Genomic DNA, 20,600 nt, shown 5'->3' on the forward strand with positions numbered 1-20,600 from the left:
CGGCTATACTTAAAGTGTTCATTGTATGTTCTGTGGATATCAGCTGTGGATGACTGCATCTCAGCCGTAACGTCTTTGGGATTCCCCAGAAATTGCGGCCTGGAGTCATTGTCTCCCAATTGATCCCATGTTAACCCAATCAGCATCCGTTGAGGATCGGCGGCGCGTCGGAGCTGGAGGCTCTGCGGGTCCGAAACGGGGTGAAGTTGGCGGCTCGCTCGGAGCCGCGATCTGGGGCGCGGCGAGATGTTTCTCTCGACCTTCGAGAAACAGGTGGACGCCAAGCGGCGCATCGTGGTGCCGCAGGAATTCCGCGCGCTCGTCTCCGGCCCCTTCGACGGCATCGTCTGCTTTCCCTCGATCGAGGCCGACTGCATCGAGGGCGGCGGCCGCGCCCTGTTCGACCGCTACGTCGCGCTGATGGACGAGATGCCGTTCGGCGACCCGGTGCGCTCGGCGATCGAGCTGTCGGTGCTGGGCGGGCAGGCGAAGATGAGTTTCGACACCGCCGGCCGCATCACCCTGCCTGAGCAGCTCTGCGACCAGTTCGGCCTGACCGATTGGGTCGTGCTGGTCGGCCTGGGCGACCGGTTCCAGATCTGGGAGCGCGAAGCGTTCCAGGCCCATCGCGCCGCCCAGCGCGAACTGGCCCGCGCCGGGCTGGCCGAGCTCCGCGCCCAGCAGCGCGCGGCCAAGCTGGGAGCCGCTTAAGTGAGCGCGCCCCACACCTCGGTCCTGCTGGATGAAGTTATCGCCGCGCTGGAGCCGGCGAGCGGCAAGCTGATCATCGACGGCACCTTCGGGGCCGGCGGCTACAGCCGCGCCTTCCTGGCGACCGGCGCCGATGTCGTCGCCTTCGACCGCGACCCGAGCGCGCGCAAGTTCGCCGAGGGGCTGGGCGAGCGTTTCCGCCTGGTCGAGGGGCGCTTCTCGCAGATGGCCGACGAACTGGGCGAGGGCGTCGCCGATGGCGTGGCGCTGGACCTTGGCGTCTCGTCGATGCAGCTCGACCAGGCCGAGCGAGGGTTCTCGTTCATGCGCGACGGGCCGCTGGACATGCGCATGGGCGCCGACGGCCCCACCGCCGCCGACATCGTCAATACCGCCGAGCCGGCCGAGCTGGCGCGGATCTTCTATGTCTACGGCGAGGAGCGGCAGTCGCGCCGCGTGGCCGCTTTCATCGCCCGCCGCCGGGCCGAACAGGCCTTCACCCGCACCCTGGATCTGGCCGAGGTGATCGAGCGCGCCCTGGGCGGGCGCCGCGGGGCCAAGGTGCATCCGGCCACCCGTTCGTTCCAGGGCCTGCGCATCGCGGTCAACGAGGAGCTGTCCGAACTCGAGGCCGGCCTGGTCGCCGCCGAGCGGGTGCTGAAGCCGGGCGGCCGGCTGGCGGTGGTGACCTTCCACTCGCTGGAAGACCGGATCGCCAAGGCCTTCTTCACCGAGCGTGCGGGCAAGACCCCGGGCGGCTCGCGCCACGCGCCGCCCGTCGAAGCCGGCGCGCCGCCGAGCTTTCAGCTGCTGTTCAACGGCGCCCGCGCCCCCAGCGAGGCCGAGACCGCGACCAATCCGCGCGCGAGATCGGCCAAGTTGAGGGTGGGGGTTCGCACCTCCGCTCCGGTATGGAAGGAGGCGGCATGAGTCTCCTCACCCGCAAGATTCGGGGCTTCCGGCTGGTCGACGTGGTCGCGCTGGGGGTTCTGGTCGCTGTGATCCTGTCGGTCTACCTGGCCAAGACCATGGCCGGGCGCGAACGCGCGGAAATCGCCGCGGTCGAAAAGCAGATCGACGCCGAGAAGGCCCGCATCCGCCTCTTGCAGGCCGAGGTCGCCCACCTGGAGCAGCCCTCGCGGATCGAGTCGCTCTCGACCGCCCATCTGGGCATGGGGCCGGTCGGCGCCAAGCACGAGACCACCATCGACAAACTGGGCGAAGTCGCCCTCGGGAAGCCAAAGCCGTGAGCCTTGCTCATCCATCGTTCGAAGCGCCGGGCTGGCGCTGGCTCAAGGCCAAGGTCTGGGGGCTGGAGCACGCCTTCGAGCGCGCCAAGGCGGCCGGCAAGGCCGAAGACGACACGCGCATCCGCATCTTCTTCGTGCTGGCGCTGTTCGCGACCGCCTTCCTGCTGCTGGCGATCGGCGCGACGCGCGCGGCCCTGTTCTCGGACGCCGGCCGCAGCGGCGGCTACGCCGCGCCGGTGGGGGCCTCGCGCGCCGACCTGGTCGACCGCAACGGCGCCATGCTGGCCGCCGACCTGCTGCACTATGGGCTCTATGTCGACCCGCGGGAGATCTGGGACGCCGACGAGACCCGCCGGGCCCTGCGCTCGGCCCTGCCGAACCTGAACCGCCAGCGCCTGGAGAAGGTGCTGAGCGGCGAGCGCCGCGGCTTCGTGGCCGCAGGCCTGACGCCGGAAGTGCGCGCCCGCATCCACGCCCTGGGCCTGCCGGGGGTGACGTTCGAGCCGGAGGAGCGCCGGGTCTATCCGCTGGGCACGACGGCCGCCCACCTAGTCGGGTTCGCCGACACCGGCGGCGTGGGCCTGGCCGGCGCCGAGCGGGCGTTGAACGACACCATCCGCGGCAATGCGGCCTCGAAGACGGCGGTGGCGCTGTCGATCGACCTGCGGGTCCAGGCCGCGCTGGAGGATGAACTCTACAAGGCGGCGGCCGAGTTCCAGCCGCGCGGCGCGGTGGGCATCGTGACCAACGTCCACACCGGCGAAATCCTCGGGATGGCCAGCTATCCGACCTTCGACCCGAACCAGGTCGCCAAGGCCGACGACAACGCCAAGCTGAACCGTGCGGCCGCGTCGATCTACGAAATGGGTTCGACCTTCAAGGCGTTCACCGTCGCCATCGGTCTGGACACCGGCGTGGCCAATCCGTCGTCGACCTTCGACGCGCGCGTCCCGTATCAACTCGGCTATCGGACGATCAAGGACTACCACGCCGCCCGGAAGATCCTGACCCTGGTCGAGGTGTTCCAGCACTCGTCCAACATCGGCACCGCCAAGCTGGCCGAAAGCGTCGGGGCCGAGCGCCTCAGCAAGTACTTCACCGCTCTGGGCCTGACCAAGCCTGCGCAGGTGGAACTGATGGAGTCGGCCCGTCCGCTGACCCCGCGCAAGTGGGACATGGACGCGGTGGCGTCGACCTCGTTCGGCCACGGCATGAACGTCAGCCCGCTGGCGCTATCCAGCGCCATGGGCGCGCTGCTGAACGGCGGCTATATGGTGCCTCTGACCATCAAGAAGCTGGAGCCCGGCCAGAAGCCGCAGGTCCAGCGGGTGCTGTCCGAGCAAACCTCGATGCAGATGCTGCAGATCATGCGCGCCAACGTCATCGGCGGCAGCGGCAAGTCGGCCAACGCCCCGGGCCTGAGCGTCGGCGGCAAGACGGGCACCGGCGAGAAGTACGACCCGACGATCCGCGGCTACTCGACCCAACGGCAGGTGTCCTCATTCGCCGCCGTGTTCCCGACCGCCGGCACGGTGCAGGAAGACCGCTACTTCGTGCTGATCCTGATGGACGAGCCGCACGGCACGGCCAAGACCTACGGCTACTCCACCGGCGGCTGGGTCGCCGCGCCGGCCGCCGGCCGGGTCATCGACCGTATCGCCCCGTTCCTGGGCGTCCAGCGCCAGCCCGACCTGATCAAGGTGGTTGGCGAGGGTTCGATCGCCGCCGGGCCGATCTCGGACGGGCACTGATGGCCAAGACGCTCTCCCAACTGGTCCACCAGCCCTTTGCGAGCGATCCGACGATCGCCGGTGTGACCGCCGACAGCCGCAAGGTGAAGCCGGGCTTTCTGTTCGCGGCCCTGCCGGGTTCCAAGGTCGACGGCAAGGCGTTCGCCGCCAAGGCGGTCGAGGCGGGCGCTGCGGCCGTCATCGCCGCCGAGGATATGCCGGAACTGGGCGTTCCGGTGATCGTCACGCCCGATCCGCGCCGGGTCTACGCCCTGGCCGCGCGGGCGTTCTGGGGCGCGCAGCCACCGGTGGTCGTCGCCGTCACCGGCACCAACGGCAAGACCTCGGTCGCCGCCTTCTGCCGGCAGATCTTCAACCGCCTGGGCCATCGCGCCGCCAGCATGGGCACCCTGGGCGTGCGGGCGACGGGGCCGGGCCTCGACGAGCAGATCACTCCGCCGGGGCTGACCACGCCGGACGCCGCCGACGTCGCCGAGCTGATGTCGGTGATGGTCGCCAAGGGCGTGACCCACCTGGCCATGGAGGCCTCGTCGCACGGGATCGACCAGCGGCGGCTGGACGGGGCGGAACTGACCGCGGCCGGCTTCCTGAACCTGACCCAGGACCATCTCGACTATCACCACACCATGGAGGCCTATCGCGACGCCAAGCTGCGCCTGTTCGAGGCCTTGCTGCCGCGCGGCGGCGTGGCCGTGCTGAACGCCGACTCCGACGCCTACGGCGCCTTCGCCGCAGCGGCCATCGGATCGGGCCAGTCGGTGCTGTCGGTCGGCGAGGCGGGGCAGGGGCTGAAGCTGGTCGGACATGCGGCGACGCCCGACGGCCAGACGCTGAAGATCGAGGCCAAGGGCAAGACCTATGAGGTCCGTTTGCCGCTGGCGGGCGCGTTCCAGGCGTCGAACGCCCTGGTGGCCGCGGGCCTGAGCATCGCCGCCGGCGAGGCGGTCGGGGACGTCCTGACGGCGCTGGAAAGCCTGGAGGGGGCGCCGGGCCGCCTGCAACGGGTGGGGACCAGCGCCAAGGGCGGCGAGGCCTATGTCGACTACGCCCATACGCCCGACGGCCTGGAGACGGTGCTGAAGTCGCTGCGCCCGCATGTCGAGGGCAAGCTGATCGTGGTGTTCGGCGCCGGCGGCGACCGTGACCGCGCCAAGCGCCCGCTGATGGGGCTGGCCGCCGCCCAGCATGCCGACATCGCCATCGTCACCGACGACAATCCGCGCACGGAGGTCCCTGCCGACATCCGCGCCGAGATCCTGGCCGGTGCGCCGGGCTCGCGCGAGGTCGGCGACCGTCGCGAGGCGATCCGCGCCGGCGTGGCGTTGATGGGCCCGGGGGACGTGCTGGTCGTGGCTGGCAAGGGCCACGAGCAGTACCAAATCGTCGGTTCGACCGTTCACTTCTTCGACGACGTGGCCGAAGTGGCCGCGGCGCTGGAGGCTGCGCATGTCTAAGCCGCTCTGGACGTCCGACGAGATCGCCGCGGCGACCGGCGGGGCGCTCTCCGGCCCGGCCTTTGCGGTCGGCGGTGTGTCGATCGACACCCGCAGCATCGAGACCGGCGACCTGTTCGTCGCCCTGGTCGGCGCCCGCGACGGGCACGAGTTCGTGCCGCAGGCGCTGGCCGCAGGCGCCGCGGCCAGCCTGGCCTCCAGGAGCGTCGACGGCGCCAGCATCGTCGTAGACGACACGCTCAAGGCCTTGGAAAAGTTGGGGGAAGCCGCGCGCGAGCGCGCGCCCCAGGCCCGTCGCGGCGCGGTCACCGGCTCCGTCGGCAAGACCAGCGTCACCCAGGCGGTCCGGGCGGGCATCGAACGGGCCGGCCGCGCCCATTCGTCGGTCAAGAGCTACAACAACCACATCGGCGTGCCGCTGACCCTGGCCCGCATGCCGCGGGACACCGAACGGGCGATCTTCGAGATCGGCATGAACCACGCCGACGAGATCACGCCGCTGTCGCGGTTCGTACGGCCGCATGCGGTGGCGATCACGACGGTCGGCCCGGTGCACGTGGAGAACTTCCCTGACGGCGAGGTCGGCGTCGCCAGGGCCAAGGCCGAAATCTTCGCCGGCATCGAGCCGGGCGGCGTGGCGGTGCTGAACGCCGACAATAAGTGGTTCGAGCTGCTGGCCGAGGAGGCCCACAAGGCCGGCGCCACGGTGCGCAGCTTCGGGACGGGCAAGGACTGCGACGCCCAGCTGGTGGATTTCGCGCCCGAACCGGGTCGCGCGGTGATCAAGGCGCGGCTGCACGGCAAGGCGCTGGACTTCCCGATCCTGCAGACCGGCTTCCATTGGGGCCCGAACAGCATGGCCGTGCTGCTGATGCTGGAGGCCCTGGACGTCGGCCTGGACGACAGTCTTGCGGCGCTGGGCGCGTTCGAGCCGCTAGCCGGCCGCGGCGCGGAGAAGCTGGTGAAGCTGGCCGGCGGCCTCTTCACGCTGATCGACGAAAGCTACAACGCCAACCCGATTTCGATGGGCGCAGCGTTCGCCAGCCTGGGTGCGCGCAAGACCGTCGGACGGCGTATCGTCGCCCTGACCGACATGCTGGAGCTCGGAGCCGAGGCGCCCGCCTTCCATGCTGGCCTGGCCGGGCCGCTCGAAGCGGCTGGCGTGGACCTGGTGTTCGCCGCCGGGCCGCTGATGAAATCCCTGTGGGACGCCCTTCCGCCGACTCGTCGCGGGGGTTACGCCGAAAGTGCGGCGGAGCTGGCGCCGCTGATCAGCGCGGCCGTGGGGCCCGGTGATCTGGTGATGGTGAAGGGGTCCAACGGCTCGAGGGCCGGCGCGGTCGCAGCTGCGCTGAGCGCGCTCGACGTGCGTTCGGGGGAGACGGGCTGATGCTTTACTGGCTGTATCAACAGCTCGCCGCGGACGGCTATGTGCCGTTCCTCAACCTCTTGAAATACCAGACCTTCCGCACCGGTATGGCGCTGTTCACGGCCCAGCTGGTGGTGGTGGCCATGGGCTCGCGCTTCATCCGCTGGATGCAGGCCAAACAGGGCAAGGGCCAGCCGATCCGCGCCGACGGCATCGAACGTCACGTGGTCGAGAAGGCCGGCACCCCGACCATGGGCGGGGTGATGATCCTGGCCGGCCTGCTGGTCGGCACGCTGCTGTGGTCGGATCTGACCAACGTCTATGTGTGGGCGGTGATCCTGGTCACGGCCGGCTATGGCGTGCTCGGCTTCACCGACGACTACGCCAAGGTCACGAAGCAATCGACGGCGGGCGTGTCAGGCAAGATCCGGCTGGTCATGGAGGCGGCGATCGCGGTCGCCGCCGTGGCGCTGATGGTGGTCTTCGGCACCAGCCCGCCGGAAACGCCGGAACTGGCGACCTCTGTGGCGTTCCCGGTCTTCAAGCAGCTGCTGATGCCGCTCGGCTGGTTCTACCTGGCGTTCGGGGCCTTCATCATCGTCGGCGCGGCCAACGCCGTGAACTTCACCGACGGCCTCGACGGCCTGGCGACCGTGCCGGTGATGATCGCGGCCGCCGCCTTCGGCTTCATCGCCTATCTCGTCGGCAACTACGTCTTCGCCCAGTACCTGAAGCTGCACTTCGTCCCGGGCGTGGGCGAGATCGCGATCTATTGCGGCGCGATGATCGGCGCCGGCCTCGGCTTCCTCTGGTACAACGCCCCGCCGGCCAAGATCTTCATGGGCGACACCGGCTCGCTGGCGCTGGGCGGCGGCATCGGCGCCGTGGCCGTGGCCACCAAGCACGAGATCGTGCTCGGCATCATCGGCGGTCTCTTCGTGATGGAGACCCTGTCGGTGATGATCCAGGTCGCCTCGTTCAAGCTGACCGGCAAGCGGGTGTTCCGCATGGCCCCGATCCACCACCACTTCGAAAAGCTCGGCTGGTCCGAGAGCACCGTCGTCATCCGCTTCTGGATCATCGCCGTGATGCTCGCCCTGCTGGGCCTTGCGACGCTGAAGCTGCGGTAAGGGGAGGGCTGGCAGTCTCATGATCCCGGTCCGCGGCTTAGAAGGCAGGACGGTCGCCGTGTTCGGCCTGGCCCGCACAGGGCTGACGGCCGCACGCGCCCTCGTGCTCGGCGGGGCCAAGGTCGTGGTCTGGGATGAGAAGCCGGAGAGCCGCGCCGCGGCGCAGGCCGAGGGGCTGGAGCTGCTGGATCTCTCCACCGCCGACTGGTCGCAGTTCGCCGCCCTGATGCTGTCGCCGGGCGTGCCGCTGACCCATCCCAAGCCACACTGGACGGTCGAGAAGGCCAAGGCCGCCGGCGTCGAGATCCTGGGCGACATCGAGCTGTTCGCCCGCACTGTGAACGCCGCGCCCGAGCACAAGCGTCCGAAGATCGTCGCCATCACCGGCACCAACGGCAAGTCGACGACCACGGCGCTGATCGGTCACATCTGCGCCGCGGCCGGCCGCGACGTGCGGGTCGGCGGCAATATCGGCCAGGGCGTGCTTGGCCTGGACGACATGCACGGTGGGGCGGTCTACGTGCTGGAGTTGAGCTCCTACCAGCTGGACCTGACCTCAAGCCTGAAGCCCGACGTGGCGCTGCTGCTCAACGTCTCGCCCGACCACCTGGATCGACACGGCGGAATGGAAGGATATGTGACGGCCAAGCGCCGTATCCTGCTGAACCAGGGCAAGGGCGACACCGCCGTGATCGGCGTCGACGATCCCTGGGGACAGCGGATCTGCACCGAGATCACCGCCGCCAACCGTCGGACCATCGTCCCGATCTCGGCCTCTAAGGCTATCGGCCGTGGGGTCTATGTCCTGCAGGGCCTGCTCTACGATGCGACGGGCGAGCGGGCGGTGGAGGTCGCCGACCTGCTGCGGGCGCGCTCGCTGCCCGGCCGTCACAACTGGCAGAACGCGGCGGCCGCCTACGCCGCGGTGCGCGGCCTGGGCCTGACCTCGCAGGAAGCGGCCGACGGCCTGATGAGCTTCCCGGGGCTGGCGCACCGGATGGAGACGGTGGGCGCGGTCGGCAGGGTCCGCTTCGTCAACGACAGCAAGGCGACCAACGCCGACGCCGCGCGCCAGGCGATGTCGAGCTATCCGAAGTTCTACTGGATCGCCGGCGGCGTGCCGAAGGCCGGCGGCATCGACAGCCTGGGCGACCTCTTCCCGCGCATCGAGAAAGCGTACCTGATCGGCGACGCCCAGGACGACTTCGCCGCGACGCTTGATGGCAAGGCCCAGTTCGCCAAGTGCGGGACGCTGCCGGCGGCCGTGGCGGCGGCCTATGCGGAGGCCTCGGCCTCGGGCCAGGACGCCGTCGTGCTGCTGTCGCCGGCCTGCGCCTCGTTCGACCAGTTCGCCGATTTCGAAGAGCGCGGCGAGGCGTTCCGCGCGGCGGTGCAGGGGCTGAACCGCCCGGCCGCGAAGGGCGCGCGCGCCTAAGCTCGCGCCGTCACCAGCCAGCAGCCGGCGACCATCGGCACCACGCCATCGACCGCCTCGGCCTCCAGCGCCGTCGTCACCGCGTCGCGCACCTTGCCGCGCGTCGTCTCGTCCGCCTCCCGCAGAGCTGAGGCGACTGGGCCCATCCGCAGGCTGAGCGTGACGAGATCGTCCAGAGTGATCGGGGTCGGCGCATCGAGCCGGGTGATGTCGACGTCGCTCCAGCCGCTGCGGCCCAGGATGCCGCGCACGCGCTCAGGATCGGCGAAGGCGAAGCGCCCGGGCGCCAGCGGATCGGTCGGCGGAGAAGGCGGCAGGTACGGGGCGGCGGCGCGCCCGGGGATGATCGCCATCGGGTTGTCGGCGGGGCTGCGCCAGCAGGCGAAAACCAGCTCGGCGCCGGGTTTCAGGCCGCTGCGGATGTTGGCGAAGGCGGCGTCGAAGTCGCTGAAGAACATGACCCCGAACCGCGACATGGCCGCATCGAAGCTCGCGCCGCCGAAGTCGTAGGTCTGGGCGTCGGCCTGCACGAACCGGGCGCCGGGCGCGGCCTGGCCGGAGGCGATCTCGATCAGCGGCGCGGAGATGTCGACGCCGAGGCTCAACCCCTCGGCGCCCAGCCGGCGGGCCATGGCCAGGGTGGTTGCGCCGGCGCCGCAGCCGATGTCCAGAACCTGCTTGCCGACGCCGGGAAAGGCGCGGTCGACCAGGGCCTCCTCGATCGGCCGATTGAGGGCGTCCATCATGTCCTGCAGGTCGCCCCAGGCCTGGCCGCCGGTCTTGTTCCAGTAGGCGGCCTGATCGGTCGGGGCGGAGGGGGCGTCGGTCATCGAGGCGTCCTTCTTCGGCTGGAGGGCGATGTCGCCCCGCCCGGCGAAAGATTTCAAGTCGCAGGGCGCCCAAGGCCGGGCTTGGTTAAGGTATTTTAAGCATGCCGCGGGCATCTGGAGGATACGGGCCGCCGCGCCCGCGGAGACGCCCATGAGTCACATCCATCGCCCCCAGCAGGCCCACGCCTTTGCGCGGAGCGACCGCTCGTCGGTCGGGATCTGGTGGTGGACGACGGACCGCTGGATGTTGGGGGCGGTGGCCGCCCTGATCGCCATCGGCGTGATGATGTCCTTCGCCGCCAGCCCGGCGGCGGCGGCGCGGATGAACGTCGGCGATCCCTTCCACTTCGCGGTGCGCCAGTGCGTGTTCGCGGTCACCGGCGCGGCGATCCTGATCGGGGTGTCGATGCTCGACGCCAAGGGGATCCGGCGGGCGGCGTTCTTCATCTACCTGGTCGCCATCGCGATCATGCTCATCCTCCCGTTCCTGGGGCACACGGCCAAGGGCGCGACCCGCTGGGTGCAACTGGGCGGCTTCACCCTGCAGCCGTCGGAGTTCATGAAGCCAGCGTTGATCGTGCTGGTCTCGTGGATGTTCTCGGAAGGCCAGAAGGGGCAGGGGGTGCCGGGCGTCTCGATCGCCTTCGGCCTCTATTTCCTGTCGGTAGGGTTGCTGCTGATCCAGCCGGACGTCGGCCAGACGGTGCTGATCACCATCGCCTTCGGGGCCGCGTTCTGGATGGCCGGGGTGCCGCTGTCGTGGGTGATGCTGCTGGGCGGGGTGGCGGTGACGGGCCTTAGCTCGACCTACTTCCTGTTCCCGCACGTGGCCAGCCGCGTGGATCGTTTCCTCAGTCCCGACCGCGCCGACACCCACCAGGTGGACCGCGCCGCCGAGGCGATCGCCGCTGGCGGCTTCTTCGGTCGTGGTCCGGGCGAGGGCGTCATGAAGCGCCACGTGCCCGACCTGCACACCGACTTCATCTATTCGGTCGGCGCCGAGGAGTACGGCCTGATCTTCTCGCTGCTGCTGATCGCGCTTTTGGGCTTCATCGTCACGCGCGGCCTCTATCGCGCCATGAAGCTGACCGATCCCTTCGAGCAGGTCGCTGCGGCGGGGCTGTTCGTCCTGGTCGGGCAGCAGGCCTTCATCAATGTGGCGGTGAACCTGAACATGATCCCGACCAAGGGCATGACTCTTCCGTTTATTTCGTACGGCGGCTCGTCGATGTGGGCGATCTGCCTGACGTTCGGCATGGCGCTTGCGCTGACTCGCCGTCGACCGGGCGCCTATTCCCAAGGCGAGGGCCTCGCCAAGGCCGGCGCGTTCGCCTAAAGGCTCGTGATGCGCAAGATCGCTGTCGTCGCCGCCGGGGGAACCGGCGGGCATCTGTTTCCCGCACAGGCTCTGGCCGAGGCGCTGATCGCCCGTGGATGGCGCATCGTGCTGGCCTCCGACGAACGCGCCGCCGCGTTCGCCGAGAGCTTTCCGGCCGAGGAGCGCATCGGGCTGTCGGCCCGCACCTTCCAGCGCGGCGACGTGGTCGGCATGGCCCAGGCGGGCGTGGCGATCGTGCGCGGCGTGATGCAGGCGCGCGCGGCCTTCACCCGGATCGACCCGGCCGTGGTCGTCGGCTTCGGCGGCTATCCGTCGGTGCCGGGCCTGCTGGCCGGCATCACCCAGGGCCGGCCGACCCTGTTGCACGAACAGAACGCGGTGATGGGCCGCGCCAACCGCCGGCTGGCCGGGCATGTCCGCGCGGTCGCCTGCGCGTTCCCGGTGCTGCAGAAGGCACCGGGCCGCGTGGCCGAGAACGCCGTCGTCGTCGGCAATCCGATCCGGCCCGACATCCGCGCCCTGGCTGACTATCCTTATACGCCGCCAACCGCCGAAGGCCCGATCCGCATCCTCATCACCGGCGGCAGCCAGGGGGCGCGACTGCTCTCCGAACTGATGCCCGAGGCGATCAAGAAGCTGCCCGAGGACCTCCGCCACCGGCTGGATGTCCAGCAGCAGACCCGCAAGGAGTCGATGGACAACGCCCGGCGGATCTATGCCGACGCGATGGTCCGGGCTGAGATCGCGCCCTTCTTCCGCGACATGGCCACACGCCTACGTGACGCCCACCTGGTTATCGGCCGCTCCGGCGCCGGGTCGGTCTGCGAGTTCGCGGTGGCCGGCAAGCCGGCGATCCTGGTGCCGCTGGCCATCGCCCTTGACGACGACCAGGGCCAGAACGCCCGCGTCATGACCGAGGCCGGCGGCGCGGAAGTGGCCCGCGAGAGCCAACTGACCGTCGAAACGATGGCGAGCGCCCTGCAGAAGCTGCTGACCAACCCCGACCGCCTGGCGCGCATGGCCGCCGGCGCCCGTTCCATCGCCAAGCCCGATGCGGCCGAACGCCTGGCCGACCTGGTCGAGAGAACCGCCGTCCAAAAATGAACAAGCGCCCCGTCCCCTTCGCCCTCGGCCCCGTGCACTTCATCGGCATCGGCGGCATCGGCATGAGCGGCATCGCCGAGATCATGCTGCGCATCGGCTACACGGTGCAGGGCTCCGACGCCAAGGCCAGCGCCAACACCGAGCGGTTGGAGAAGCTGGGCGCGAAGGTGTTCATCGGCCAGGGCGCAGCCAATGTCGAAGGCGCTTCGGCGATCGTCTATTCGACCGCGATCAAGGCCGACAACCCGGAGATGGTCGCCGCCCGCGAGAAGCGCCTGCCGCTGGTCCACCGCGGCGAGATGCTGGCCGAACTGACCCGGCTTCAGTACTCGGTCTCGGTCGGCGGCACCCACGGCAAGACCACGACCACCTCGATGGTCGCCGCCCTGCTGGACGCTGGCGGGCTGGACCCGACCGTGATCAACGGCGGGATCATCAACGCCTACGGCACCAACGCCAAGGTGGGCGAGGGCGACTGGATGGTGGTCGAGGCCGACGAGAGCGACGGCACCTTTCTGAAGCTCAAGTCGACCTGCGTGATCGTCACCAACATCGATCCTGAACACCTGGACCACTACGGCGACTTCGAAGCGGTGAAGAAGGCCTTCCAGGACTTCGTGGAGAACGTGCCGTTCTACGGCTTTGCGGCCGTCTGCACCGACCATCCGGAAGTCCAGGCCATGGCCGCGCGGGTGCAGAATCGCCGGGTCATCGCCTATGGAACCAACCCCCAGGCCGAGGTCCGCGCCGAGAAGGTCAGCATGGGGCCGGACGGCTCGCGGTTCGACGCGGTGTTCGCGCCGCAGGATGGGCCGGCGACGCGGCTGGAGAACCTGCACCTGCCGATGGCGGGCCAGCACAATGTGCTGAACGCCACCGGCGCGATCGCAGTGGCGCGGGAACTGGGCGTGTCCGACGAGGACATCCGCAAGGGCTTGGCCGGGTTCGGCGGCGTAAAGCGCCGCTTCACTACGACCGGCGTGGCGAACGGCGTGCGGATCATCGACGACTACGGCCACCACCCGGTCGAGATCGCCTCGGTGCTGAAGGCCGCGCGCGCGGTGACCGAGGGGCGTGTCGTCGCCGTGGTCCAGCCGCATCGCTTTACCCGCCTGCACGACCTGTTCGACGAGTTCTGCGGCTGCTTCAACGACGCCGATACGGTGATCGTGGCCGACGTCTATACCGCGGGCGAGAGCCCGATCGCCGGCGCCGATCGGGACGGCCTAGTCGAGGGGCTGCGCCGGTTCGGCCATCGCCGGGCGCTGGCGCTGGAAAGCCCGGCCGACCTCGCACGGATCGTGCACGAGGAGGCCAGGACGGGCGACCTGGTGGTCTGCCTGGGCGCGGGCGACATTACGGTCTGGGCGCACGCGCTGCCCGGGCAGCTTGAGGCGTTGAACCGATGAGCTGGCGAGACAACCTGCCCCAGGTACGCGGCCGCCTGCTGCGCGACGAGCCGCTCGCCCCGTTCACCTGGTTCCGCGTCGGCGGCGCGGCTGAGGTGCTGTTCCTGCCGGCTGATGAGTCCGACCTGAGCGATTTCCTGGCGGCGCTGCCGGCCGACGTGCCGGTCACGGTGCTGGGCGTCGGCTCCAACGTCATCGTCCGCGACGGCGGCGTCGAAGGCGTCGTGATCCGACTGGCCGGCAAGGCTTTCGCCGAGATCTCGATCGACGAGGAGGAGGGCTGGGTCATCGCCGACGCCGGGGCGCTGGACGCCATGGTCGCCAAGGCGGCGGCCAAGGCCGGCCTGGCGGGGCTGGAATTCTACGCCGGCATTCCCGGCACCATAGGCGGCGCCCTGACCATGAACGCTGGCTGCTACGGCAGCGAGACCAAGGACGTGCTGGTTTCGGCCTGGGGCTTTGACCGCAGCGGCGAGATCGTCAGCTATTCGCTTGAGGACTTCGGCTACACCTATCGCCACAGCACCGTCCCGCCAGGCGAGGTGATCTGGATGCAGGCGGTGTTCCAGGGGCGTGCGGACGAACCGGCCGCCGTCGAGGCGCGCATGGCCGAGATCACCGCGCGCCGCGAGACCACCCAGCCGATCCGCGAGAAGACCGGCGGCTCGACCTTCAAGAACCCGCCGGGCCATTCGTCCTGGAAGCTGGTCGACGAGGCCGGCTGGCGCGGCAAGCCGTTCGGCGGGGCGATGTTCTCGCCGCTGCACGCCAACTTCATGATCAACACCGGCGAAGCCACCGCGGCCGATCTCGAGGGGCTGGGCGAGGCCGTGCGGGCCGATGTCAAGGCCAAGACGGGAATCGAGCTGGACTGGGAGATCAAGCGGATCGGCCGAACGGCCTGACCGCTTGCTGATCCTGGTCAAACACGGCGCGCCGCGCCTGGAGCCCGGGACGCCGCCCTCGCAATGGGCGCTCGGGCCTGAGGGACGCGACCAGGCTGCGCGCATCGCCGGCAAGCTGGCGGACTTCTCGCCCTCGGCCGTGGTGTCCAGCCTCGAGCCCAAGGCCGTCGAGACCGCCGCCGTGATCGCCGGCGCGTTCGGCCTCCTCGCCGAGCTTGATGCCGGGCTGGGCGAGCAACGCAACGACGAAGGTCCGTTTACGGACGCCGTCAGCTTCCAGGCCGCCGTCGGCCAGATGTTCGCCCGGCCGCGTGAAGTCGTGATGGGGAGGAGAGCGCCGACGAGGCCCATGCGCGCTTCGCCGGCGCCCTAGAACGGCAGCTCGCCGCGCATCCATCGCAGACATTGGTGGCGGTGACGCATGGGCGCGTCATGACCTTGTGGGCCAGTCTGCGCTTTGGCCTTGATCCGATGCCGTTCTGGCGCGCGCTGACGCTGGGCGCGGCGCTGGTGGTCGCCGCGGACGCCGAGTGGCGGGTGATCGAACCCTAGGCCGAGGGGGCGGTGGCCAGAATGTTGCGGCGGCGGCCGGCCCGCACGGCGGCCCCGGCGACGCCGAAGCCGACAATCATCATCGCCCAGTTCGCCGGCTCGGGCACCGCGGCCGAAACGAGGCGCAGTTGAGCGCGCAACTCGGCCGAGCTGTCGTCTTTTTCTCGGGTCCGGAACTCCTCGACCGGGTTGCCGTCATGGACGAGGCCCGAAATGTCGAGCGCGTAGTACTTGCCGTCGATCTTCACCAACTCGGCCGTCTTCAGCGACGTAGCCTGGACCTCGCAGCCGTCAGGGGCGGCAGAGTCGCGTCCGCGCTCTGCGCAGCCCGACGTGCCCTGGTCGACACCATAGACAAAGTTGCGCGCGCCCGGATCGACGCCGTCGACGATGCCCGTGGCGGCGGCGTTGGTGATCGCCTCATTGCTGATCCTGGCCTCGTGACCGGGAAAGGTTCCGATGTCGAGCCGCTGTGCGCCGTCAGCCGTCCCGACCGTGTCCCAAGGCGCGCGAGCTCGTGTCGCGTCGTCTGAACTGGCGGCATTAGCGCTGTTAGGGGCCGACCAGACATCGGCGAAATCGGTGAATAGGATTGTAGCCGCGACAGCGGGAGCGAAGGCCGCGCCAAGCGACAGGATCGCTGTGGCGGCGACCCCCATGGAGCGCGCCTTCATCTGGAACCTCTCAATGACCCGAGCAGGTCACGCCGAACCCGACGACCTTGGTTAACTGGTAGCGGCGTTACGTCGCATTTACAAGCGGGAATAGAGATTGTCGGGGATTCACCCCAGTAAAAGCTTGGCCATTCCGAAGGGCGAAATTCTGGGAAGCCATAGTATTCGTCGAAGGATTCACTTGTGAGGATAGTTAACGCGATCCGGGGTTGAGCTTCTTCAACCGATGCGTGAGGCGCGAGGTCGAACGGCAGGACGTGGACAGGACCGCGAGGTGGGGGCGCCTTGACAGGCTTCCCGACGAAAGGCACCCGCCGCGGATGCGCATTGCTTTGCTAGCGGCTGTCGCCGCCACCTTGGTCTCCGCCAACGCGGTCCACGCCGCCGATCTGGCACTCACCGCCGTCGCGCTCCGCGACAAGGCCCTGACCGACCGCACCGCCTGGGACGTGACGGAATCGCTGACCACCGAGGTCGGCGCCCGCCCGCAGGGCTCGCCCGCCATGGATAGGGCGCGTGATTGGGGCGTTGCCAAGCTGAAGGCGCTCGGATTCGAAAACGTTCATGTCGAAACCTTCGAGACCGAGTCCTGGCTGCGCGGCGCTGAGTCCGCCGAGGTGGTCGCGCCGTTCCCTCAGACGCTGCAGATCCTGGGGCTCGGCCGATCGGCGACCACGCCCCCTGGCGGCCTGGAGGCCGAGATCGCGCTGTTCCGCAGCTATGACGAAATGCTGGCCCAGCCGCCTGGCGCGCTGAAGGGCAAGATCGCGGTGGTCACCGAGCCAATGCGTCGCACGCAGGACATCCGCGGCTATGCCGGCGCCGTGCGCGCCCGCTCCGGCGGCGTCGAGGCGGCCAAGCGTGGGGCGGTGGCGTATCTGGTGCGTTCGATCTCGACCGACGACAGCCGATTGCCACATGGCGGCGGCGCGGCGATCTCTGGGATTCCGATGGCGGCGCTGTCGCCGCCCGACGCCGAACTGCTGGAGCGCATGGTCGCACGTGGCAAGCCGGTGCGGATCAAGCTGGCCATGGCCTCGACCTATCGCGCCAAGGCTCCCGCCTACAACGTGGTCGGCGAGATTCCCGGCCGCGAGAAGCCGGAGGAGATCATCGTCATCGGCGGGCACCTGGATTCCTGGGACGCCGGCACCGGCGCGGTGGATGACGCGGCTGGCATCGGGATCACCACGGCGGCGGCCAAGCTGATCGCCGACCTGCCGCAGCGTCCGCGTCGAACGGTGCGCGTGGTGATGTGGGGCGCCGAGGAGCAGGGCGGCTCAGGCGCGGCCTATGCCGAGGCCAACAAGGCCGAGGTCCCCAACATGATCGTCGCGGGCGAGAGCGACCTGGGCGCGGGCGAGATCTTCAACGCCAAGCTGCCGGCGGGCAGCCTCGAGCACCCGGCCATGAGGGCCTTCGCCGCCGCTGTGAACCCGTTGCGGGTGATCATTTCGCGCGACCCGGCCCGCGACGGCGGCGCCGACGTGGCGGGGCTGAAGCGCCTCGGGGCGCCGGTCGTGGAGCTGCAGCAGGACGCCAGCCGCTACTTCGATCTGCACCATTCCGCGGACGACACGCTGGACAAGGTCGACGCCAGGGAGCTCGCGCAGAACGTGGCCGTCTGGGCCGCCTTCGTCTACACCGTGGCGGACAGCGATATCGACTTCCGCAAGACTGCGAGCGCGAGCCAGTGAGCCTTCCCCTATCCGGACACCATGTCGCCCTGTTGCTGGGCGGCCTTTCTTCCGAGCGCGAGGTGAGCCTGTCGTCGGGCAAGGAGTGCGGCGCCGCGCTCGAACGCCTGGGCGCCAAGGTCACCTACGTCGACGCCGGTCGCGACCTGGCCCAGGTGCTGACCGCCCTGAAGCCGGACGTGGTCTTCAACGCCCTGCACGGGGAGTGGGGCGAGGACGGCTGCGTCCAGGGCGTCCTGGAGACCCTGAAGGTCCCCTACACCCATTCGGGCGTGCTGGCCTCCGCCCTGGCGATGGATAAGGCCAAGGCCAAGGCGGTGATGGCCGCGGCCGGGGTCACTGTGCCCGGGGGCGGGCTGTTCAACCGCCATGTCGCGGCGGCTGATCACGTGATGGCGCCGCCCTATGTGATCAAGCCCAACGCCGAGGGATCTTCGGTGGGCGTGTTCATCGTCCGCGAGGGTGCGAATCGCCCGCCGCAGGAGCTGGTCTCGCCGCAATGGACCTTCGGCGAGGAGGTGATGATCGAACCCTATATCCGCGGCCGGGAACTGGCCGTCGCGGTCATGGACGGCAAGGCGTTGAGCGTCACCGACATCATCCCGCAGACCGAATTTTACGATTACGAAGCAAAGTACGCGCAGGGCGGTTCCGTGCACGTCGTTCCGGCCGATATTCCGCAGCATGCCTTTGAAAAGGCGCTGGAATTATCCGAGCTGGCGCATGCTGCGCTTGGTTGCCGGGGGGTTACCCGGTCTGATCTTCGTTATGACGACATTAACGACATTCTGGTCCTTCTGGAGGTCAACACCCAGCCCGGCATGACGCCGACCTCGCTCGCGCCCGAGCAGGCGGCTCACAAGGGGGTGGATTTCGACCGTCTAGTGCTTTGGATCACGGAGGATGCGTATGCCCGCGGCCATGCGGGGGGAGTCGCGAGCTGAAGCGAAGCCCCGGGCCAAAGCGCCCGCTAGCACCAAGTCCGCCCCCCGCGCCAGAAAGCCGGGGGCGGCGTACGCGCCCGGCAAGCTGGGCGCCGCCCGCGGCGTCGGGCTCTCGCCCTGGCATGCGCTGATCGCGGCCGCCGGCGTGGTCACGATCGCGCTGACCGTGACCATGACGACGGGCCATCGCGGGGAGAAACTGGGCGCCTCCATGGGCTCGGCGATCGCCGGCCAGTTCGCCGGCCTCGGCTTCAAGCTGAAGGCGATCCACGTCGAGGGCGCATCCGAAATGGCGACCGCCGACATCCTGCGCGCGGCCGCCGTCTACCAGGACGAGCCGGTCGTCGGCATGGACCTCGAAGCGATCCGCCAGCGGGTCGAAGCTGTGGGCTGGGTCAAGGAAGCGCGCGTCGTGCGCCTGTTGCCCGACACCCTGGTCCTGGCCGTGGTCGAGCGCCGCCAGATGGCGGTCTGGCAGAACGGCGGGCGCAGCCACGTCATCGACGAGACCGGCCGGGTCATTCCAGAGGCCGACCCCGGCCGCTTTGCGACCTTGCCGCTGATCGTCGGCGCCGGCGCCAACGAGGCGGCCGCGGCGATTCTGCCGGAAGTCGCGGCGCGGCCGCGCCTGGCCGAGCGGACCGAGGCGCTGGTGCGCGTCGATGGCCGCCGCTGGGACCTGAGAATGAAGGACGGATCGCTGGTGCAATTGCCGGCGGTCGACGAGGGCGCGGCCCTGATCCAGCTCGAACAGCTCGATCAACGCTCGCGCATTCTGGAACTGGGCTTCGAGCGGATCGACCTGCGCGATCCGACCGTGGTGGCCGTGCGCCCGCGCGACGGCGTGCTGCCGGGCCAACTGGTCGCCAACGGCGCGTGAGACTGAAGGAAGGACGTACGGACTTGTCGACCCGGGTTGAGGAACGCAAGGAAAGCCGCGAGGGCCTGAAGGCCGCGCTCAGCCGCCAGCCTGTGGTGGCGGCCGTGGACCTTGGAGCGTCCAAGGTCACCTGCTTCATCATGAAGCCGGAGGGCGTGCGTCGCGGCGACCGCACCCTGACGGCGGCGGGCGTCGGCTACGTGCAGTCGCGCGGCGTGCGCGGCGGGGCGATCATCAATCTCGACGAGGCCTCCGACGCCATCGCCCAAGCCGTTGAGCGGGCCGAGAACGTGGCGGGCGTGCAGGTCCAGGGCGTCACCGTCGCCACTGCCGGCGGCCAGCTGGCCAGCCACCGTATCGCCGGCCGCGTCTCGCTGGGCGCGCGCCCGATTTCGGACGGCGACCTTGTCCGCGCCATTCAACAGGCCCTGGGCCAGATCAAGATTCCGGGCCGCCGCGCCGCCCACATCCTGCCGGTCGCCTGGAGCGTCGACGGCCAGGCCGCGATCCGCGATCCGCGCGCGATGTTCGGACGCTCGCTGGGCGTGGAGCTGCTGGTCGTCACCGTCAGCGAGGCCGTCTACCAGACGCTCGGCGCCTGCGTGGAGCGCGCCCACCTGCAGTTCGAAGGCGTGGTCGCCGCGCCGTTCGCCTCGGCGCTCGCGGCCCTGGAAGAGGACGAGATGGACCTGGGCGCGGTCTGCATCGACATGGGCGGGGGCTCGACCTCGGCCGCAGTATTCTCCGGCGGCAGCCTGATCCACGTCGAAACTCTGCCGGTCGGCGGCAGCCACGTCACCGCCGACATCGCCCGCGGCCTGTCGACCTCGGTCGCGGGAGCCGAGCGCATCAAGACCCTGCACGGTTCGGCGATCGCCTCGGCCAACGAGGACCGCGAGATGATCGAAGCCCCGCCGCGCGGCGACGATCCGGGCGCGGGCCCGGTCATCGCGCCGCGTTCCCTGCTCAAGGGCATCATCGCCCCGCGGGTGGAAGAGACCCTCGAACTGCTCCGCGATCGCCTGAAGGCGTCGGGCGCTCCGGTCGAGGCCGGGGCCGGCCTGGTGCTGACCGGCGGCGCCAGCCAGTTGGCCGGCGTGCGCGAAGTCGCCGTGCGGGTGTTTGACCGCCCGGTGCGCCTGGGCCGCCCGCGCCGGGTGCCGCAC

At 69.6% G+C, this 20,600-nt stretch carries 19 protein-coding genes and 1 pseudogene; 18 read left to right on the forward strand and 2 right to left on the reverse strand.

The window, feature by feature from the left end:
• The first annotated feature begins 246 nt into the window (after nucleotides 1–246).
• From OUA97_RS17815 to murD, 8 genes are read left to right on the forward strand one after another with little or no spacing between them, the layout of a single operon-like run.
• A complete protein-coding gene (locus tag OUA97_RS17815) occupies nucleotides 247–711 on the forward strand; it encodes a division/cell wall cluster transcriptional repressor MraZ (protein WP_267233379.1) in 465 nt (154 codons plus the stop codon).
• The gene (gene rsmH, locus OUA97_RS17820) at nucleotides 712–1,641 is read left to right on the forward strand and encodes a 16S rRNA (cytosine(1402)-N(4))-methyltransferase RsmH (protein WP_267233380.1); all 930 of its coding nucleotides are present in this window, start codon (nucleotides 712–714) and stop codon (nucleotides 1,639–1,641) included. It abuts the gene before it with no gap.
• A complete protein-coding gene (gene ftsL / locus OUA97_RS17825) occupies nucleotides 1,638–1,961 on the forward strand; it encodes a cell division protein FtsL (RefSeq protein WP_267233381.1) in 324 nt (107 codons plus the stop codon). The genes rsmH and ftsL overlap by 4 nt, the downstream gene beginning before the upstream one ends.
• On the forward strand, nucleotides 1,958–3,712 hold the full coding sequence (locus tag OUA97_RS17830; RefSeq protein ID WP_267233382.1) for a peptidoglycan D,D-transpeptidase FtsI family protein: 1,755 nt from the start codon (nucleotides 1,958–1,960) through the stop codon (nucleotides 3,710–3,712). The genes ftsL and OUA97_RS17830 overlap by 4 nt, the downstream gene beginning before the upstream one ends.
• Entirely contained in the window at nucleotides 3,712–5,166 is a 1,455-nt protein-coding gene (locus OUA97_RS17835; RefSeq protein ID WP_267233383.1) for a UDP-N-acetylmuramoyl-L-alanyl-D-glutamate--2,6-diaminopimelate ligase, read from the forward strand. Before OUA97_RS17830 ends, OUA97_RS17835 begins: the two co-directional genes overlap by 1 nt.
• Nucleotides 5,159–6,556 carry a UDP-N-acetylmuramoyl-tripeptide--D-alanyl-D-alanine ligase gene (locus tag OUA97_RS17840; RefSeq protein WP_267233384.1) on the forward strand — a complete coding sequence of 466 codons (1,398 nt, stop codon included), beginning with the start codon at nucleotides 5,159–5,161 and terminating at the stop codon, nucleotides 6,554–6,556. Before OUA97_RS17835 ends, OUA97_RS17840 begins: the two co-directional genes overlap by 8 nt.
• Nucleotides 6,556–7,665, forward strand: a complete 1,110-nt coding sequence (mraY, locus tag OUA97_RS17845; protein ID WP_267233385.1) for a phospho-N-acetylmuramoyl-pentapeptide-transferase — start codon at nucleotides 6,556–6,558, stop codon at nucleotides 7,663–7,665. The genes OUA97_RS17840 and mraY overlap by 1 nt, the downstream gene beginning before the upstream one ends.
• A gap of 19 nt (nucleotides 7,666–7,684) precedes the next feature.
• On the forward strand, nucleotides 7,685–9,100 hold the full coding sequence (gene murD / locus OUA97_RS17850) for a UDP-N-acetylmuramoyl-L-alanine--D-glutamate ligase (protein ID WP_267233386.1): 1,416 nt from the start codon (nucleotides 7,685–7,687) through the stop codon (nucleotides 9,098–9,100).
• On the opposite strand, the gene OUA97_RS17855 is transcribed toward murD, so the two are convergent.
• The gene (locus OUA97_RS17855) at nucleotides 9,097–9,987 is read right to left on the reverse strand and encodes a class I SAM-dependent methyltransferase (protein WP_267233387.1); all 891 of its coding nucleotides are present in this window, start codon (nucleotides 9,985–9,987) and stop codon (nucleotides 9,097–9,099) included. The two genes, murD and OUA97_RS17855, sit on opposite strands and share 4 nt — an antisense overlap.
• Nucleotides 9,988–10,081: 94 nt before the next feature.
• Here OUA97_RS17855 and ftsW point away from each other — a divergent pair, with 94 nt between their 5' ends.
• The 6 genes and pseudogenes from ftsW to OUA97_RS23480 form a co-directional block, all read left to right on the forward strand.
• Entirely contained in the window at nucleotides 10,082–11,266 is a 1,185-nt protein-coding gene (gene ftsW / locus OUA97_RS17860; RefSeq protein WP_267233388.1) for a putative lipid II flippase FtsW, read from the forward strand.
• 9 nt (nucleotides 11,267–11,275) lie between these two features.
• Entirely contained in the window at nucleotides 11,276–12,373 is a 1,098-nt protein-coding gene (murG, locus tag OUA97_RS17865; protein WP_267233389.1) for an undecaprenyldiphospho-muramoylpentapeptide beta-N-acetylglucosaminyltransferase, read from the forward strand.
• Nucleotides 12,370–13,782, forward strand: a complete 1,413-nt coding sequence (gene murC, locus OUA97_RS17870; protein WP_267233390.1) for a UDP-N-acetylmuramate--L-alanine ligase — start codon at nucleotides 12,370–12,372, stop codon at nucleotides 13,780–13,782. Before murG ends, murC begins: the two co-directional genes overlap by 4 nt.
• Nucleotides 13,779–14,687 (forward strand): UDP-N-acetylmuramate dehydrogenase, encoded by a 909-nt coding sequence (gene murB, locus OUA97_RS17875; RefSeq protein WP_267233391.1) that lies wholly within the window; start codon nucleotides 13,779–13,781, stop codon nucleotides 14,685–14,687. The genes murC and murB overlap by 4 nt, the downstream gene beginning before the upstream one ends.
• Nucleotides 14,688–14,691: 4 nt before the next feature.
• The gene (locus OUA97_RS17880) at nucleotides 14,692–15,060 is read left to right on the forward strand and encodes a histidine phosphatase family protein (protein ID WP_267233392.1); all 369 of its coding nucleotides are present in this window, start codon (nucleotides 14,692–14,694) and stop codon (nucleotides 15,058–15,060) included.
• Nucleotides 15,061–15,071: 11 nt separating this feature from the next.
• Nucleotides 15,072–15,119, forward strand: a pseudogene (locus OUA97_RS23480) (hypothetical protein); the annotation flags it as partial.
• 116 nt (nucleotides 15,120–15,235) lie between these two features.
• Here the strand turns inward: OUA97_RS23480 and OUA97_RS17890 are convergent.
• Complete coding sequence (locus tag OUA97_RS17890; RefSeq protein ID WP_267233393.1) at nucleotides 15,236–15,898, reverse strand: PEPxxWA-CTERM sorting domain-containing protein; 663 nt, start codon at nucleotides 15,896–15,898, stop codon at nucleotides 15,236–15,238.
• A 347-nt stretch (nucleotides 15,899–16,245) separates the two neighbouring features.
• Here OUA97_RS17890 and OUA97_RS17895 point away from each other — a divergent pair, with 347 nt between their 5' ends.
• The 4 genes from OUA97_RS17895 to ftsA form a co-directional block, all read left to right on the forward strand.
• A complete protein-coding gene (locus OUA97_RS17895) occupies nucleotides 16,246–17,610 on the forward strand; it encodes a M20/M25/M40 family metallo-hydrolase (RefSeq protein WP_323690954.1) in 1,365 nt (454 codons plus the stop codon).
• Nucleotides 17,607–18,554, forward strand: a complete 948-nt coding sequence (locus OUA97_RS17900; protein ID WP_267233395.1) for a D-alanine--D-alanine ligase — start codon at nucleotides 17,607–17,609, stop codon at nucleotides 18,552–18,554. Before OUA97_RS17895 ends, OUA97_RS17900 begins: the two co-directional genes overlap by 4 nt.
• Nucleotides 18,520–19,434, forward strand: a complete 915-nt coding sequence (locus OUA97_RS17905) for a cell division protein FtsQ/DivIB (protein ID WP_267233397.1) — start codon at nucleotides 18,520–18,522, stop codon at nucleotides 19,432–19,434. Before OUA97_RS17900 ends, OUA97_RS17905 begins: the two co-directional genes overlap by 35 nt.
• Before the next feature lie 23 nt (nucleotides 19,435–19,457).
• A partial coding sequence (gene ftsA / locus OUA97_RS17910) for a cell division protein FtsA (protein WP_267233396.1) occupies nucleotides 19,458–20,600 on the forward strand: 1,143 nt, incomplete at its 3' end.

The organism is Phenylobacterium sp. 58.2.17, assembly GCF_026411515.1.
Classification (GTDB): Bacteria; Pseudomonadota; Alphaproteobacteria; order Caulobacterales; family Caulobacteraceae; genus Phenylobacterium.